This is a genomic window from Tannerella forsythia, assembly GCF_003860135.1.
Classification (GTDB): Bacteria; Bacteroidota; Bacteroidia; order Bacteroidales; family Tannerellaceae; genus Tannerella; species Tannerella forsythia_A.
The window spans coordinates 1-15,912 of record NZ_RQYN01000008.1; the positions used below are offsets into that span (position 1 = coordinate 1).

Sequence of the window (15,912 nt, forward strand, 5' to 3'; positions counted from 1 at the left end):
TCATGAACAGGCACAAAAAAAAATCGCTAAATTATTTGATGAGAATTTTTGGGTGACACGATGACGAAGTCAGGAAAAAGGGCAAGCCTGTCCGGCCCGCCCCTTCTGTATAATCCCATTTCATCAAGACGTCGATGAGTTACGGATTTTGTGCCACGTACTTATCGGCTTTTTCTTTCATACGTTTCGCACGTTTTTCGCTGTCGGGGTGCGAAGAGAACATCTGTTGTACGGTCGATGCCTTAGCTCCCTGCGACAGTTCGACGAGTTTGTTCAGAGCGTTAGCCATGCCGTAGGGGCTGAAGCCGTTTTCGATGCATGTTTTAAAACCGTACTCGTCTGCCGCATACTCTTGTTTTTGCGAGAACTGTGCGCCCATGAACGATTTCGTGATTTCGCCCAGTTCTGTGTTCGAGAGTCTGGACACCGTATTGCTTGCTGCACCGGCGGCGTTGATGGCTGCCGATGTCAGGTAAGCGTTTCGGATGGCATCTTTCACATCCGTGCCTGCCACGTGTCCGATCTCATGGCCGATGATCGCCATCAGCTCGTCGTCGTCCATAATATCCATCAGCGAGCTGAACACGCGAATGCTCCCGTCGGCACAGGCGAAGGCATTGATATCTATCACGTGATACACTTTGAAATTGAGCGGGATTCCGTTTACCTCCGTCAGGTTTTCCGTCAGCCGTGCCAGCCGTGCACCGTATTCGGTCGATTCGTCGGCGATCGGGTTGTTTTCATCCATCCATTCCACCGATTTTCTACACAGCTCCATCACTTCAGCATCGCTCAACGTGACAGCTTTCACTACTTCTTTCGTCGCTTTTTCGGCTTTGTGGATATTGATACTTTTTCCGCCGATTCTCACTTGCGCCTGCACACTCCATACCATTGCGGCAAACGCTAAAAACATCATCATCTTTTTCATTATCGTTTCGATTAAATATTATTTTTAGAAACACAAAAGTACGAAATTTTGTTCAAGGATAATTTTTAGTTGGTGATCGGCATTCAGCTCTCAACTGTCTGCATTCGTCTTGCCGAAGGTTCTCTTTTTTCTTGTTTGGTGATGAGATTGGGATAGATATCAGATTGTTGGTAATAAAACATAAAGAACTGGTTTACTTTTCCTGTAAATTTGAAAGACTCTTATCTTACATTAATAATATATCCATGTTTTTTGGATGTTTTTCCTTCTTTGAGAAGGCGCAAAAACTTTCGGATATTATCATGGGGAGAAACACGACGAGTCATCGGTATTTAAAAGCCGGAAAACGATATTTTGATATCTGATACAAATAGAAACGCAATGTATAAAATGATTAAAATCAAATGGAAGGCGTTTGTATGTTCACATAATATATCTACCTTTGCCCGTCCGTAAGATAATAAATAAGGACATGAAGGAATATATTTTTAAGCTGGAGATGAAGGTGCGTGACTACGAATGCGACCTGCAGGGCGTGGTAAACAATGCCAATTATCAGCACTATATGGAGCATACGCGTCATGAATATCTGGAATCGCTTGGCGAAAACTTCGGAGAGATGCACGAAAAAGGATTCGATGCGTTCGTGGCGAAAGTAGAAATCAAATACAAACATTCCTTGCGCAGCGGCGACTATTTCGTGTCGTGCGTAAATCTCAAACGCGAAGGTGTCAAACTTGTTTTCGAACAGGATATTTACCGGAAATCCGACGGGATTCTGGCCGCTTCGGGACGAGTGGAGACCGTGATGGTACAGGACGGCAAGCTGACGCGCGGCGAGTATTTTGACCGTCTGATTCGTTAAAACCTGTTTGTTTTTCCTCCCCATGGCAGCCGAGCACACAGCCCTGATTGCTCTGACGATGCTTCAAGGTGTCGGCGATGTGTTGGCGCGTGCGTTGTTGCAGTATTTCGGAACGGCCGAGGAGGTCTTTACGTCGCATCGGCGGATATTGGAGAAGATACCGGGCATCGGCGAATATACGGCCCGGCGCATCGACGAGGGAAAAAACGAAGCCTTAAAACAGGCGGAGAAAGAAGTCGCTTTTATCGAAAAAAAGGATCTTCGGGTCTACGCCATCACGGAGAATTATTATCCGAAGCGTTTGCGCGAATGTCAGGACGCTCCCGTCGTTTTCTATTACAAGGGCAAGGCAGACCTGAACGCAAAGAAAATCGTCAGCATCGTCGGGACGAGACGTGCCACCGATTACGGCCGGATGCTGACCGAACGGCTGGTCAGAGAGCTGGCCGAAGCGTGTCCCGATTTGGTTGTTGTCAGCGGATTGGCGTATGGCATCGATGTCTGTTCGCATCGCAGTGCCTTAAAGAATGGCTTACCTACTGTCGCTGTTCTGGCACACGGGTTAGACCGGATTTATCCTGCCGAACATCGAAATACGGCGGCCGAAATGCTTGAACGAGGCGGATTGCTGACCGATTTTCCCAGTGAAACGAACCCTGACCGCGAAAACTTTCTGAAACGAAACCGATTGATTGCCGGTTTGTCGGATGCTACGGTGGTAGTGGAATCGGCCGAGAAGGGCGGAGCGCTTGTGACCGCCGATATCGCGTTTTCATACGGCCGGGATGTTTACACTTTTCCGGGACGGACGACCGACGAATGTTCGGCCGGATGCAACCGGATGGTCCAAACGAACAAAGCCGGCCTGATTACTTCGGGACAGGATCTGATCCGCGCCCTTTGTTGGGACGTCGGCGGTACGAATCCAAGTGTCGGAGAACAGTTGAAGCTGAAGCTCGAAAGGCTGGATCATCCTCTCGTGAACATATTGGCTGATCAGGGGCAAATGCAGATCAATGATTTGGCCGTAGCCGCAGACTTGCCTGTGCATAAAGTCGCCTCGATGCTTTTCGAACTTGAACTTGCCGGACATGTCACCGCTCTGCCGGGGGGAATATATAAATTAACAGATTAAAGACAGATGAAAAAGTTTTATCAGACGATCAAGGAACGTAAGTTGCAGATATTCTTTTTAATGTATATCCTGCTGCTCGTTCCGTCCATGAGCCTGATTGCTCAAAATATACCGGCCAAAACGCTGATCTCCGGTTTTCTTGTGAGTTTCGGACTGTTGGCCGTTGTCTTCATCCTTTCTTCGTTCATGACGACGAAAGGCATCCGCATATTCTATTCCATTCTATTGGCGATTACGATCATACCGAGTACGATTCTGCTCAGCTACCTACTGATTGCGAACGTGCTGCTTTCGGGCGGAACGATCACTTCGCTTTTCGAAACGAATCCGGACGAAGCCAAGGAATTTATCACCTATGTAAACCCGTGGATCGTCATGGGGGTCGCGTTATATGTACTTCTTCCCATCGTGATGATTTTTAAGATGAAACAAGTCGTTTTTCATCGTGTGGGAAAGCATAAAAACGCCTTTTTTGCCTGTGTACTGCTGTTGTTGTTGTTTCTGGCTATCGAGCCGGTTGCACAGCGCATTTATTTCGTCGACTTCTATCGTGTCTTCACCGACTATAAACGGCAGAGAGTGCGTGAGGAGAAAGAGATCGCAGAGCGTCAGGCACTCCCTTTCGAGGTAAAAATGCTCCCTGAAAAAGCGCCTCAGACGTTAGTCGTTGTGATCGGCGAATCGCATACCCGGCATCACATGTCGCTCTACGGCTACGGCAGGGAGACAAACCCGCTGCTTTCGGAGCAGAGAAGCGGGCTGAAAGTCTATCGTGATGTCGTTTCGCCGCAAGTACATACTATTCCCGTTTTGCGAGCCGCGCTGACCTTTGCCGATCATGAGCATCCCGAGAAATTGACGGAGCAACCGTCGCTCTTCGAATTATTCAACCGTGCCGGATACGAAACGTACCTGATCAGCAACCAGCCTTTCGAGAACTCGTCCTCCAGCTACGAATCTCTGCTGAGGCTGGCACAACATACGACCGACCTTTCACGACTGAATCAGCCGGACGGCGTTGTGCTCGAATCCTTGAAGCAAGCATTACGCGAACAAACGGGCAAGCCCAAACTTATCGTGCTGCACCTGATGGGAAGTCATATCGCGTACAAATATCGCTATCCCGAGACTTTCGAGCATTTCAACCATTCGCGTCACCCCATTGGGCGTCGTGACATACAACTCACTGCCGATGCCAAGACGGTCATCGACCAGTACGATAATTCGGTACGTTATAACGACTATTTGCTCGCATCGATGATCGACATGCTCTCGAATGAGAAGAAGACATCGGCCATGCTCTATTTCTCCGATCATGGCGAAGAAGTATATGATTTGCGCGAATTCGCCGGTCACGCTTATGAAAAAGTCTCCTCTTACATGTGTGAGATACCGTTCATCTTATGGATGTCGGACGAGTATAGGCGACAGAGAAACGATCTGGTCTTCGATACGAAGCGTCCCTATTCGACCGTAGACGTCTTGTACAGCCTTTCGGATTTGGGAGGATTACGTTATCAGGGATACGACACAAGCCGGAGTATTTTTTCCACGCAATTCGCGTCCCGTCCGCGCATAGTCGGTCAGATACCGTACGAATCGGTGGTCGATATGACCCGTGAGATTCGGGAAAAACATAGCCGGACCAGCGCTTCGAATACGTTCTTCGACAGTCTGAATAAAGAATGGAAACAGATTAAGAACTTATCCGATAAGGTGCTCTCTTCTCCTCGGGCAGAAAAATGAAGCGGATATAAAAAATTAAAGGCTATCTCACGACAGCCTCTAACCCACTTTGTTAACCTTAAATCTAATACTATTATGAAAAAACCACGATGCAAAGATACAGTCATACCTCTCATTTGTCAAGAGCGAGCAAGTTAAATAATCATAATACAAGCGAAGACAAAGCATAAAAAATGTTTATGCTTATATGAGAGATAATCGCCTCGCCCATCTATCATAACTGTAACTGTTTCTTTAATACTTTATAACCGCTTAAACTTACTTTTAATGGCGTTCCGTTTTTCAGTTTGACCTGATAATGCTCTTTGCCGAAAAAATCGATCCGCGTGATGTATTCCGTATTCACGATACAGGAGCGATGAATCCGTACGAACCGGCTGGCGGGTAAATGTTCGTCGAAATATTTCATAGTTTGCTCTTTCAGATACTCCCCCGAAGCGGTAAAAATCGAAACATAGTCACCACAGGCCTGAATATGTGAGATTTCGTCGACCGGGATCAGGTGAATGCGTGTGCCGTTTTTCACGGAGATACGTTCCAGCCCATCTTTGGCAGGAGGAGAAGGGGCTGCAGTTTCGACGGTTTCTTGGGCTTTTTCTTCTTCGGCTTCGGTCGCAAGGCGCACAAAGCGCAGTTTGTCATACCACATCAACAGGATTACCCAGCAGAGGGTACCGAACAGAACGCGAAACGGAATCGTTGCCTGAAAAGCGGGAACAAACCATTCGTTTCGCCACAGAGCGCTGAGAACCGACACGACTCCAACGGTAACTACCTGTACGCAAGTCACCCAGAGCAGTGCCGGAACAAGCTGCCTGCAACCGGTCATATACCATGTGGCAAATCCCGCAGCCACCCCGATCGATACGGATAACAACGCGTCCGCGACGGCTTCGGCGGAGCTATATCCCACTGTCCAAACGAGCAGCGAAGCTTGCAGGACGATGTGGAGCAGGCATAACGTCAGTGCTGCGACCTTATTCGTGACGGATGTGAAGATCGGATGTCCCGTATCCATCGGTTAGCTTTTGATCTCAACTCCGCCAAACAGCACCGAGCCCCGTAATACGACAGTATGTTCGCGATCTGTGTCCGGACTGAAATGCGGCCGTTCGTCTTCGCACGAACCGAACATGGTACTCACTTGCAACTGAACGTTCCACGAGTCGGGTACATATAAGGTGATCCCGCCGAAAGAACAATCGATATCGATGAACGTCTCCCGCGCTTCGAGGCGCGTACGGCGCAGATCGATTTCTATCCCGCCGAACACGTTGCGCAAGTCGCCTCCGCGGAATACGGGATCGAGCATCACGGTCTTCGCTCCGCTAAAAAGAATGTTCGAACGCACGAAACCGTCGGAGATGCTCGCATCTTTCACGCGGTCTCTTCGGTACGGCTCGTCTTTTCTGCGTTGCCGGAGCAGCAGGCTTATGCCGATCACAATCAAAATCACAGGCCAGAACATGTGCAGTTGCGAGAAGCCGATTACTCCGAGGCGAGGCAACAGCAGCACGCCTCCGATCAGCATCAGGATGACTCCCCGCACATATTCACGGTGAAAGAGCTGGATCATTCCCAGCGCGATGAGGATCATTTGCCAGGAGGCAATGAATTGAAAAATGCCGTGATTGATCACTCCTGTGTTCTTTCCTAAAAAAACGAGACCGGCCAGGATCAATAACACCGGTACTCCCCAATTTTTTCTTTTCATTATTTCAAACGATTGATAAACGATGACAAAGATACGGATAAGAGGCGTTTATCGGCAAGTCTTTCCCGACGGATTACGCTCCCCAATCGACGAATACCGACGGGATACCGACGAAATTTGAACATATCAACCTTTTTTTGTTCCTTTGTCATCTCAGAACAAATCAGAAACAGAAGCTCATGAATCCGAAGAAATTTTTATTGCAGGAGAAAGACATTCCCACCGCGTGGTACAATATCGTAGCCGATATGAAGACGAAGCCGATGCCGATCCTCAACCCGGTCACCCGGGAACCGATGACGGCCGAGGATCTCTATCCGCTCTTCGCCACCGGACTGGCGCAACAGGAGATGAACCGGACAGATGCGTGGATCGAAATCCCCGACGAAGTCCGCAGCCTGTATCAACACTGGCGTCCCACGCCGCTGGTACGAGCCTACGCGCTGGAGCGGGCGCTGGATACTCCGGCACATATCTATTTCAAGAATGAGAGTGTGAGTCCCATCGGTTCGCACAAGCTCAACTCCGCCCTTGCGCAGGCTTACTTCTGCCGGAAAGACGGCGTTACGAACGTCACGACCGAGACGGGCGCCGGGCAATGGGGCGCGGCCATGTCGTACGCGGCCAAGGCCTTCGGGCTGGAGCTGGCCGTGTATATGGTCAAGGTCAGTTATAATCAGAAGCCTTATCGTCGTTCGGTGATGCAGACATTTGGGGCACAGGTCATCGCTTCGCCGAGTATGAGCACGAAGGTGGGACGTACCATCATCACCGAGCGCCCCCAATATCAGGGGAGTCTTGGTACGGCGATCTCCGAAGCCGTAGAGCTGGCCATGCAGACACCGAACTGCAAGTATGTGCTGGGCAGCGTGATGAATCATGTGCTCCTGCATCAGACGGTGATCGGGCTCGAAGCCGAGAAACAGATGGAGATGACGGGCGAATACCCCGATGTGGTCATTGCCTGCTTCGGCGGAGGATCGAATTTCGCGGGTCTTTCGTTCCCCTTCCTGCGGCATAAGCTGACAGAAGGCAAGGACGTACGCGTGCTGGCCGCCGAACCGGCATCATGCCCGCGACTTACACGCGGCACTTTCCAGTACGATTTTGGCGACGAGGCCGGACATACGCCCCTGATCCCCATGTACACGCTCGGACATACGTTCACACCGGCGAATATTCACGCGGGAGGGCTGCGTTACCACGGCGCCGGAGCGATTGTCAGTCAACTGAAGAAAGACGAATGGATCGATTCCGTCGCGATCCCTCAGTTAGAGACGTTCCGTGCCGCCACGTTGTTTGCCAAGGCCGAAGGGATTATTCCCGCACCGGAGTCGTCGCATGCCATCGCTGCCGCGATTCGCGAGGCCGAACAAGCCAAAGTAGAAGGCAAGCCGAGGACTATCCTCTTTAACCTCTCCGGACACGGACTGATCGATATGGCCGCCTATGATCTCTATCTGGCCGGCGACCTGACCAACTACGAACTGCCCGACGAGGAACTGAAGAAATCGACCCAAGACCTCGAACGGATCATTTAATTCATTACGAATTACGATGTCCGAACGCAAATGACGCGAATAACCGCAAATGAACGCAAATTTAAAAAAGTAGCAAAGTAGTCAAAGGTAGTCAGCAAGTAGTCAGAGTTACGCTGAATGCTGATGACTGAATGCTGAATAACAACTGACAATTGACTATTAAATTTGCGTTCGGACATTTGTCATTCAGAGCGCCAGCGATGAATCTCGTTCTTTTTCGGGGTGAGATTCCTCACTATGTTCGGAATGACATATTAATTGTTATTCTTTACTACTCTGACTACCTTTGACTACTTTGCTCCATTTTTCACTTTTCACTTACTTCTTTTGTCATTCAGAGCGTCGAGCGATGAATCTTTCCTTTCTTTTTTAAGGCGGTATTCCTCCCCGCGTTCGGAATGACAGAGGTGAGCCGTTGGGAAAGTACCCTTCCCCGTGCAGGGAAAGCATCGTTCCCAGTATTGGGAAAGCATGGTTCCTCAAATAGCGGTTATCTGACCGTCGACGGACACTCGAACACACTTCATGACTACTTTAACTACTATTTATGTCAGGCTTTCAGCCCTCCGCCGAGAGGGTGCCTTTTTCCCCAACGCTTCGCTCCGCATTGGGCTGAATTTATCCGCCCTTTCAGGGCTGTTTTTCAATTGTCAATGGTTTATGGTTATTTTCCGGGTATATGGTTCGGCGGGTACCGGGTATTCCCCCTTTGAAGGGGGGGGAGGGGGGATGTTCATCGGCAAACAACTCAACAAATCCCTCCCCCGCAGGGCATACAAAGGCTGAAAGCCCGTTTTATTTCAGCCCCATCCCGTCAGGGTGGGGTATTTATACCCATTCCTTGTTTAGGAGGGCTGAAAGCCTGAATTATAATTGTCAATGGTTATTCTTTACTACTCTGCTACCTTCACTACCCCAGACTACTCTGACTACTTGCTGACTACCTTTGACTACTTTGCTACTTTTTTAAATTTGCGTTCATTTGCGGTTATTTTCTTATAGCTTTGCATATGTGATTTGTATATTGCAGTTAACGAAATAAATACGCCTATGTTAGTCAAAACGTATGCCGCTGCCGTACATGGGATATCGGCCACGCTGATCACCATCGAGGTCAATTGTACGAAAGGGATTCAGTTCTTTCTGGTCGGTCTGCCCGACGTGGCCGTGCGCGAGAGCCATGAACGCATCGTCTCGGCCTTACAGGTAAACGGTTATGCTTTTCCGCGCAGCCGTGTGGTGATCAACATGGCACCGGCCGACATCCGGAAGGAAGGCTCTGCCTACGATCTTCCGCTGGCTGTAGGGATTCTTGCCGCGGCAGGCACCTTGAACCACGAGCGCCTGAGCCGGTATATGCTGATGGGCGAGCTTTCGCTCGACGGTAGCCTGCAACCCATCAAAGGGGCGCTGCCCATTGCGCTCAAAGCTTCTGAAGAAGGCTTCAAAGGGTTGATCTTGCCCAAACAAAACGCGTGTGAGGCCGCTGTGACCGACGGGCTGGAAGTCTATGGCGTAAGCAATATCCGCGAGGTGATCGAATTCTTCAGCGGGCAGCGTGAGCTGGAGCGAACAACGGTCGATCTGTACGATGACTTTTTTCGCCGGCAGCAAGATGAAGGAATGGACTTTTCGGATGTGCGCGGGCAGGAGAATGTCAAGCGTGCTCTTGAGGTAGCCGCGGCAGGCGGACATAACCTGATGATGATCGGCCCGCCGGGTAGCGGAAAGTCAATGCTTGCCAAGCGGCTGCCTACCATTCTTCCGCCTCTCACATTGCAAGAAGCGTTGGAGACGACGAAGATTCATTCCGTGGCCGGAAAAATGGGTACGAACACGGGACTGCTGGCACGGCGTCCGTTTCGGGCACCCCATCATACCATCTCCGACGTCGCCATGGTGGGTGGCGGCACTTTCCCGCAGCCCGGTGAGATCAGTCTGGCGCACAACGGCGTGCTTTTTCTCGACGAGTTGCCCGAGTTTAACCGTAGCGTCCTCGAAGTGCTTCGCCAGCCGCTCGAAGATCGGCATATCAGTATTTCGCGTGCACGTTTCGCCGTCGATTATCCCGCCAGCTTTATGCTCGTAGCCTCGATGAACCCTTGTCCATGTGGCTACTATAATCATCCGTCGCGGCCGTGTGTCTGCTCACCGGGGGCTGTACAAAAATATATGAACCGAATCTCCGGCCCGCTACTCGACCGCATCGATATACAGGTAGAGATCGTGCCTGTGCCGTTCGAAAAAATATCGGAGCAGCGGCCGTCGGAGTCGAGTGAGGCCGTGCGCGGCCGTGTCATCAAAGCGTGCGAAATACAGAAACAACGCTTTGCCGGACATCAGGGCATTTATTGCAATGCACAGATGGGTACGAAAGATTTACATCGGTATGCTGTGCCCGACGCCGAAAGCCTTGCTCTTCTGAAAAACGCGATGCAACGGCTCAACCTTTCGGCACGGGCGTACGACCGTATCCTCAAAGTGTCGCGTACCATCGCCGACCTCGAAGGAGCGGATCGTATAGGGGCTCACCATATTGCCGAAGCCATCGGATATCGTAACTTAGACCGCGAGACGTGGGGGGCATAGAAGGAGCCTCTATTTTTTCCCTTCCGAAATCAGTAAGAGCTTATCGCCCTCGTGCAAGCGAAGCGTGCCGTTGGGAATCAGAAATTCGTCGTTGCGTTTGACGATCATTACCAATGTACCGGTCGGCAGATTCATATCGCGGAGTGTGTCAGCCTCCTCAAGCATTTCGCTCGTGACAGTTACTTCCGAGAGGTCGGAACCAATCTCTTCGGGCAGCTCCACTCCGAACTCATTGCCCGTCTTTTCGAGCGGAGCGGAGAGCTTCAGAAAACGAGCCGCTTGCGAAAGTGTAGTGCCCTGAACAACAAGCGAGATGATCGTAATAAAGAAAACGATATTGAAAATCAGATCGGAGCCTTCGATACCCGCTACAACAGGATAAGTAGCGAAGATAATCGGTACGGCGCCGCGCAAACCTACCCACGAGATGAACAGCCTCGACCGCATGGTGATGTGGCGGAAAGGGAGAAGGCAAAACATAACGCTCAGCGGGCGTCCGACGAAGATCATAAACAACCCGATGAGCAGTGCGACGAGCGCCACGTCGAGCATCTCGTGCGGATTGACAAGCAGACCAAGCATGATAAACATGATGATCTGAAAAAGCCATGTAAGTCCGTCCATAAACGTAGCGATCTCGCGGCGATGCGGGATACGGTTGTTTCCGATGATGATTCCGGTGATGTAGACGGCCAGATAGCCATTGCCTCCTATTAAATCAGTGACTGAAAGAGTGAAAAACGCCACGGCGATGAGCAGAATCGGATAAAGCGACTGGTTGTCGATGTTCAGCCGGTTTAACATTTTCACAGCGATCCATCCGAGCATATACCCAACGGCTCCACCAACCAGAAACTGCACGACAAACATTTGTATGATACCGGAGAAACTTGCTCCGGAACCTGCCTGAGTCAGTTGTATCAATACGATGGTCAGCATATAAGCCATGGGATCGTTGCTGCCGCTCTCCAGTTCGAGCATGGGGCGCAGGTTGTTCTTGAGATGCATCTTCTGCGACCGCAGAATGGCAAATACCGAAGCCGAATCGGTCGATGACATCATGGCGGCCAGCAACAACGACGGCACGAAAGCGAAATGAATGTTTGTCCAACTCATTCCCGAGAGCCACCAGACAAATGTGCCGGTAAGCAAGGCAGTGAGCAGGACCCCCGCCGTAGAGAGTACCGTACCCGGACCAAGCACAGGCCGAATGTCGGCAAATCGCGTATCCATGCCGCCCGAAAACAGAATGATGCTCAACGCCACCATCCCGATAAACTGCGCTGCGTGCATATTGTTAAATTGAATGCCCAACCCGTCGCTGCCGAAAAGCATTCCTACGAGCAGGAACAGCAGCAAGGCAGGCACACCGAATTTATAACCGGTCTTGCCCATCAGAATGCTTACGAAAAGCAGGATGGAACCGATGAAAAGAAAATTGTCCGATGTAATATATTCCATGAGTTGTTCGTCAGTTGTCCGTTACAGCCACTTCTTTCGTTTGAAGAACCAGAGAATCCCCACGACGCAAAGCACCATCAGGCTGAGCGAAAAACCGTAGCCGTAGCGCCAGTCGAGTTCGGGCATCGTCCTGAAGTTCATCCCGTAGATACTTGCAATCAGCGTGGGGGGCATAAAGATGACGGACACGATCGTAAAGATCTTGATAATCTTATTTTGTTGAATGTTAACCAAACCGAGGAAAGTATCCTGCATATATTCCAGACGCTCGAAGCTGAACCGGATATGCTCGAACAGGGAGTTGATGTCTTTGATCAGAATACTCATTTTCGCTTTTGCATCGGGAGGGAAGAGTACACTTTTGATCATATTCGAGCAAACGCGCTGCTTGTCCACGATGTTCTCGCGGATAATCATCGTTCTTTCCTGCAAATTCTTGATGGAGATCAGGATTTCGTTGTCTACATCCTCTTCCGATTTCAGCTGGCCGCTGAGCTCGGCAATCTCGCGTGTCAGTTCCTCGATCAGGTCGGCATCGTAATCCACACGCGTTTCGAGGAGCGTCGTCATGATGTGATAACCGGTGGGGTAATTACGCGAGTTAGCAAAAATCTTACGCGTCGTTTCGTTGAACGAAGGCAAATCCTGACTGCGAACCGAGACAAGGATGTTATTCTTCACAATGAAGGAGACAATCTCTTCATCGTAATCTTTCAACAAAAAGCGCGAGTTAGCCACGAGCGAGTTTTCCGTCTCCATGTACCGGGAACTGATCTCGATCTCTTCCATCTCTTCCTCTTCCTGAATGTAGATTTTGAGGAACTGTTCAAGGCGACTCTCCGTCTCTTCAGGCATATCGTTCAAGTCGATCCACAGTAAATGGTCCATTGAAACCTCTTTCAGGACTTCGATATCTTTCGACATTTTCAGTCGGTTCTCCTCGCGATAAAAAATACGAATTTCCGCCATGATCTAATGGTTTAAAGTTTGTTCTACATTGCCTTCCTTACTTGTCAGGTACGCATCCGTCATCTTCGTGAGCCGGACGAAGTCGTCAATGCTAAGCTGCTCCGGCCGCTTGTCGAAGATCACATCGGCATAGCCCGGATAATCTTTGCCCAGCAAAGGCTTCATGGAGTTGCGCAGCGTTTTGCGCCGCTGATTGAACGACGTTTTTACGACTTTTTTATATAGCGCTTCATCGCATCCTAAATCCGTGCGGCTATTCCGCGTCATTCGTATGACAGCGCTCTTGACCTTGGGGGGGGGATCGAAGACCTGCTCGCTCACAGTGAAGAGATATTCCACATCGTACCACGGTTGAATCAGCGCGCTCAGTATGCCGTATGTCTTACGTCCGGGCGAAGCCGCCAGCCTCTCGGCCACCTCTTTCTGAATCATTCCCGAACAGCATACCACACGGTCGCGATGCTCTAAGACCTTGAAAAAGATCTGGCTCGAAATATAGTAAGGATAGTTGCCGATGACGCAGAAGGACGAATCGTAAAGACGTTCGAGGTGCATCGTGAGGAAATCCTCGTCGATAATGCGTCCGTTAAGTGCCGGAAAATGCGTGCGTAGGTAATCGATCGAGGCGTGATCGATCTCAACGACTGTCAGGTCATGCCCCGCGCCCAGCAGGAACTGTGTGAGCACGCCCGTCCCCGGCCCTACCTCCAGAACGGGTAAGCCGCGATATGCTGCCAGCGTCTCTGCGATACGCTGCGCAATCCCAAGGTCTTTGAGGAAATGTTGCCCCAAAGACTTTTTCGGCCGGATAATCGTCATCTGTTCCCAATTTGTTTTGTTTTTTTATGAAGTCGCGGCAAAGATACGAAAAAAAACGGATCGTTTTTTCTTCAAAGGTAAAAAAACAGGGTTGTGCCTCGCGTCCTTTTCGGAAGATATGTTTTGACGAACTCCCCGAATTGCACTATCTTTGCCCTCTGAAAGAAAGATTTTTTATGGATTTCAGGGCAGTCATCAACAAAACAGTCAAAATCATATTGCCGCTTACGTTGGGGATCTTGTTGTTCTGGTATCTCTATCGGGAACAGGATTTCGGAGAGATGATGGAAGTGATCAGGCAGGGCGTGCGTTACGATATTCTTTTATTTTCATTAATCTTCGGTTTGGGAGCTAACGTAGTGCGCGGTTTCCGATGGGGCATGCTTATCGATTCGTTGGGTAAACGCGTGCGACGCCGCAATGTGGTCTTTGCCGTGCTGGGAAACTATGCCGTCAATATGGTGCTGCCGCGTGTCGGTGAAATATGGCGTTGCGGCGTGACGGCGAGATACGAAAAAGTTCAATTTACAAAGCTGCTCGGTACTCTACTGGTCGATCGCGTGATGGATACGCTCATGGTGGGGCTGTTGACACTTTGCCTGTGTGTCTTTAATATCGGCTTTTTCCGTCATTTCTTTGCCGAGAATCCTCCGACGATGATTGCCACGCTCTACCTGCTGATCCGTTCACCTTGGACGTATGTCGGGTTGATCGGCTTTATCGCTGTCTTTTGGTTTGTTTTCGTCAAGATGAAACACTTGACCGTTGTGCGCAAAGTGAGGGAGATGATCGGGAATGTCTGGGAAGGCATCCGAAGTCTTTGGACAATGGAGCATAAGGTTCGGTTTATGATTCAGACATTTGCCATCTGGGGAGGCTACTTTCTGTATTTCTACATTACTTTTTTTGCGTTCGACTTTACGCGTGATCTGGGTGTTCGCATCGGTCTGATCGCTTTTGCCATGAGCAGTCTCGGCGTGGCTGTGCCGGTGCAGGGAGGAATCGGCGTGTGGCATTTCATGGTGATCTCTACGCTTGTTGCCTTCGGAGTAGGCGAGACGGATGCCGCCGCATTCGCATTAGTCGTCTTTACCGTGCAGTCGGTTTGGGTGGTTCTTACCGGGCTGTTCGGAATCTTCGCCTTGCCCCTTGCGAATCATGAGGATAAATCGCCGGAGACGTTTCCCGAATAACGGCACGACTCCTTTTCTTACTTTCTATTTCGGGGGTGATGGTTGATGATCTCACGGCGCAGCGCTTCACGGTCGATGTGCGTATATAGTTCGGTCGTCGTGATTTTTTCGTGCCCCAGCATCAATTGAATCGCACGTAGATTGGCTCCTCCTTCGAGCAGGTGGGTAGCGAACGAATGGCGGAACGTATGAGGACTGATCGTTTTATGAATGCCGGCCGCTTCGGCCTGCGTCCGGATGATATGGAAAACCATCATGCGGGTCAGTCGGGCACCGCGCCGATTCAGAAACAAGGTATCTTCGTATCCTTTCTTGACGGTCATCTCGTTGCGGTCGTAGAGGTATTTCCGGATTTCGTTCAAAGCTGTCTCCGAGATGGGTACGAGGCGTTGCTTGCTGCCTTTTCCTTCTACCCGGATAAATTGTTCGTCGAAATAAACATCCGAATAATTCAGTCCGATCAGCTCCGAGACACGCAGCCCGCAACTGTAGAGCACTTCGAGCATGGCACGGTTGCGTTGTCCGGTAGGAGTGGACAGGTCGATGGAATCGAGCAGCCGGTTGATTTCGCCGAGCGTGAGGGTCTCCGGGAGCTTCATCCCGATTTTGGGTGCTTCGAGCAACTCGGTCGGGTCACTGCGCAAGTAGTCTTCGAGCACGAGAAAGCGGTAGAACGATTTGATGCCGGAAATGATGCGTGCCTGTGAGCGTGCCGAGATACCGAGGTCGTAAAGTTGCGCTACGAACTGCTGTAAATCGGCATACCCGATCTGTAGAATCGGCCGCTGCTCTTCGTCCGCGAACCGAAACAGTTTCTTCAGGTCGTCCAGATACGCTTCTACCGTGTTCTCCGACAGCCCTCTTTCAAGACGCAAATAAGTCTTGTATTTCTCAACCGGGTCGTTTTTCCGATGATGGTTCATATTGAGAATCTCAAAAAAAAGCACTA

General features: G+C 50.3%; 13 protein-coding genes. 6 read left to right on the plus strand and 7 right to left on the minus strand.

What is annotated here, in order from left to right:
• Window positions 1-139: 139 nt before the first annotated feature.
• Window positions 140-931 carry a M48 family metallopeptidase gene (locus EII41_RS03515; protein ID WP_124789451.1) on the minus strand — a complete coding sequence of 264 codons (792 nt, stop codon included), beginning with the start codon at window positions 929-931 and terminating at the stop codon, window positions 140-142.
• A 472-nt stretch (window positions 932-1,403) separates the two neighbouring features.
• Here EII41_RS03515 and EII41_RS03520 point away from each other — a divergent pair, with 472 nt between their 5' ends.
• Genes EII41_RS03520 through EII41_RS03530 form a run of 3 tightly spaced genes read left to right on the plus strand, consistent with a single transcriptional unit; the run spans window position 1,404 to window position 4,677 of the window.
• A complete protein-coding gene (locus tag EII41_RS03520; RefSeq protein ID WP_124789452.1) occupies window positions 1,404-1,796 on the plus strand; it encodes an acyl-CoA thioesterase in 393 nt (130 codons plus the stop codon).
• A 22-nt stretch (window positions 1,797-1,818) separates the two neighbouring features.
• Complete coding sequence (gene dprA / locus EII41_RS03525) at window positions 1,819-2,931, plus strand: DNA-processing protein DprA (RefSeq protein ID WP_124789453.1); 1,113 nt, start codon at window positions 1,819-1,821, stop codon at window positions 2,929-2,931.
• Window positions 2,932-2,937: 6 nt separating this feature from the next.
• A complete protein-coding gene (locus EII41_RS03530; protein ID WP_124789454.1) occupies window positions 2,938-4,677 on the plus strand; it encodes a sulfatase-like hydrolase/transferase in 1,740 nt (579 codons plus the stop codon).
• Between the two features lie 214 nt (window positions 4,678-4,891).
• Here the strand turns inward: EII41_RS03530 and EII41_RS03535 are convergent, their stop codons facing one another.
• Together EII41_RS03535 and EII41_RS03540 are read right to left on the minus strand one after the other, a co-directional pair.
• The gene (locus EII41_RS03535; protein ID WP_124789455.1) at window positions 4,892-5,695 is read right to left on the minus strand and encodes a LytR/AlgR family response regulator transcription factor; all 804 of its coding nucleotides are present in this window, start codon (window positions 5,693-5,695) and stop codon (window positions 4,892-4,894) included.
• 3 nt (window positions 5,696-5,698) lie between these two features.
• The gene (locus EII41_RS03540; RefSeq protein ID WP_124789456.1) at window positions 5,699-6,391 is read right to left on the minus strand and encodes a LiaF transmembrane domain-containing protein; all 693 of its coding nucleotides are present in this window, start codon (window positions 6,389-6,391) and stop codon (window positions 5,699-5,701) included.
• Window positions 6,392-6,570: 179 nt separating this feature from the next.
• Here EII41_RS03540 and EII41_RS03545 point away from each other — a divergent pair, with 179 nt between their 5' ends.
• Window positions 6,571-7,932 (plus strand): TrpB-like pyridoxal phosphate-dependent enzyme, encoded by a 1,362-nt coding sequence (locus EII41_RS03545; protein ID WP_124750471.1) that lies wholly within the window; start codon window positions 6,571-6,573, stop codon window positions 7,930-7,932.
• A gap of 1,050 nt (window positions 7,933-8,982) precedes the next feature.
• Window positions 8,983-10,521 (plus strand): YifB family Mg chelatase-like AAA ATPase, encoded by a 1,539-nt coding sequence (locus EII41_RS03555; protein WP_124789458.1) that lies wholly within the window; start codon window positions 8,983-8,985, stop codon window positions 10,519-10,521.
• Between the two features lie 9 nt (window positions 10,522-10,530).
• On the opposite strand, the gene EII41_RS03560 is transcribed toward EII41_RS03555, so the two are convergent.
• The 3 genes from EII41_RS03560 to rsmA are packed head-to-tail and all read right to left on the minus strand — an operon-like array spanning window position 10,531 to window position 13,770.
• Window positions 10,531-11,982 carry a potassium/proton antiporter gene (locus EII41_RS03560; protein ID WP_124750469.1) on the minus strand — a complete coding sequence of 484 codons (1,452 nt, stop codon included), beginning with the start codon at window positions 11,980-11,982 and terminating at the stop codon, window positions 10,531-10,533.
• A gap of 21 nt (window positions 11,983-12,003) precedes the next feature.
• Window positions 12,004-12,951: a magnesium/cobalt transporter CorA gene (gene corA / locus EII41_RS03565; protein ID WP_124789459.1), complete on the minus strand. Its 948-nt coding sequence runs from the start codon at window positions 12,949-12,951 to the stop codon at window positions 12,004-12,006.
• A 3-nt stretch (window positions 12,952-12,954) separates the two neighbouring features.
• Complete coding sequence (gene rsmA / locus EII41_RS03570; protein ID WP_124789460.1) at window positions 12,955-13,770, minus strand: 16S rRNA (adenine(1518)-N(6)/adenine(1519)-N(6))-dimethyltransferase RsmA; 816 nt, start codon at window positions 13,768-13,770, stop codon at window positions 12,955-12,957.
• A 176-nt stretch (window positions 13,771-13,946) separates the two neighbouring features.
• Between rsmA and EII41_RS03575 the strand changes: the two genes are divergently transcribed.
• Window positions 13,947-14,963 (plus strand): lysylphosphatidylglycerol synthase transmembrane domain-containing protein, encoded by a 1,017-nt coding sequence (locus EII41_RS03575; protein ID WP_124789461.1) that lies wholly within the window; start codon window positions 13,947-13,949, stop codon window positions 14,961-14,963.
• A gap of 17 nt (window positions 14,964-14,980) precedes the next feature.
• Here EII41_RS03575 and xerD read toward each other — a convergent pair whose 3' ends face one another.
• Window positions 14,981-15,886, minus strand: a complete 906-nt coding sequence (gene xerD / locus EII41_RS03580) for a site-specific tyrosine recombinase XerD (RefSeq protein ID WP_124789462.1) — start codon at window positions 15,884-15,886, stop codon at window positions 14,981-14,983.
• Window positions 15,887-15,912 lie beyond the last annotated feature (26 nt).

Bases quoted from the DNA above. Each gene is read 5' to 3' on its own strand.
- EII41_RS03575 (WP_124789461.1), top strand. From the start codon at position 13,947: ATGGATTTCAGGGCAGTCATCAACAAAACAGTCAAAATCATATTGCCG.
- EII41_RS03540 (WP_124789456.1), bottom strand. From the start codon at position 6,391: ATGAAAAGAAAAAATTGGGGAGTACCGGTGTTATTGATCCTGGCCGGT.
- EII41_RS03530 (WP_124789454.1), top strand. From the start codon at position 2,938: ATGAAAAAGTTTTATCAGACGATCAAGGAACGTAAGTTGCAGATATTC.
- EII41_RS03520 (WP_124789452.1), top strand. From the start codon at position 1,404: ATGAAGGAATATATTTTTAAGCTGGAGATGAAGGTGCGTGACTACGAA.
- EII41_RS03545 (WP_124750471.1), top strand. From the start codon at position 6,571: ATGAATCCGAAGAAATTTTTATTGCAGGAGAAAGACATTCCCACCGCG.
- xerD (WP_124789462.1), bottom strand. From the start codon at position 15,886: ATGAACCATCATCGGAAAAACGACCCGGTTGAGAAATACAAGACTTAT.
- EII41_RS03560 (WP_124750469.1), bottom strand. From the start codon at position 11,982: ATGGAATATATTACATCGGACAATTTTCTTTTCATCGGTTCCATCCTG.
- corA (WP_124789459.1), bottom strand. From the start codon at position 12,951: ATGGCGGAAATTCGTATTTTTTATCGCGAGGAGAACCGACTGAAAATG.
- EII41_RS03515 (WP_124789451.1), bottom strand. From the start codon at position 931: ATGAAAAAGATGATGATGTTTTTAGCGTTTGCCGCAATGGTATGGAGT.
- dprA (WP_124789453.1), top strand. From the start codon at position 1,819: ATGGCAGCCGAGCACACAGCCCTGATTGCTCTGACGATGCTTCAAGGT.
- EII41_RS03535 (WP_124789455.1), bottom strand. From the start codon at position 5,695: ATGGATACGGGACATCCGATCTTCACATCCGTCACGAATAAGGTCGCA.
- EII41_RS03555 (WP_124789458.1), top strand. From the start codon at position 8,983: ATGTTAGTCAAAACGTATGCCGCTGCCGTACATGGGATATCGGCCACG.
- rsmA (WP_124789460.1), bottom strand. From the start codon at position 13,770: ATGACGATTATCCGGCCGAAAAAGTCTTTGGGGCAACATTTCCTCAAA.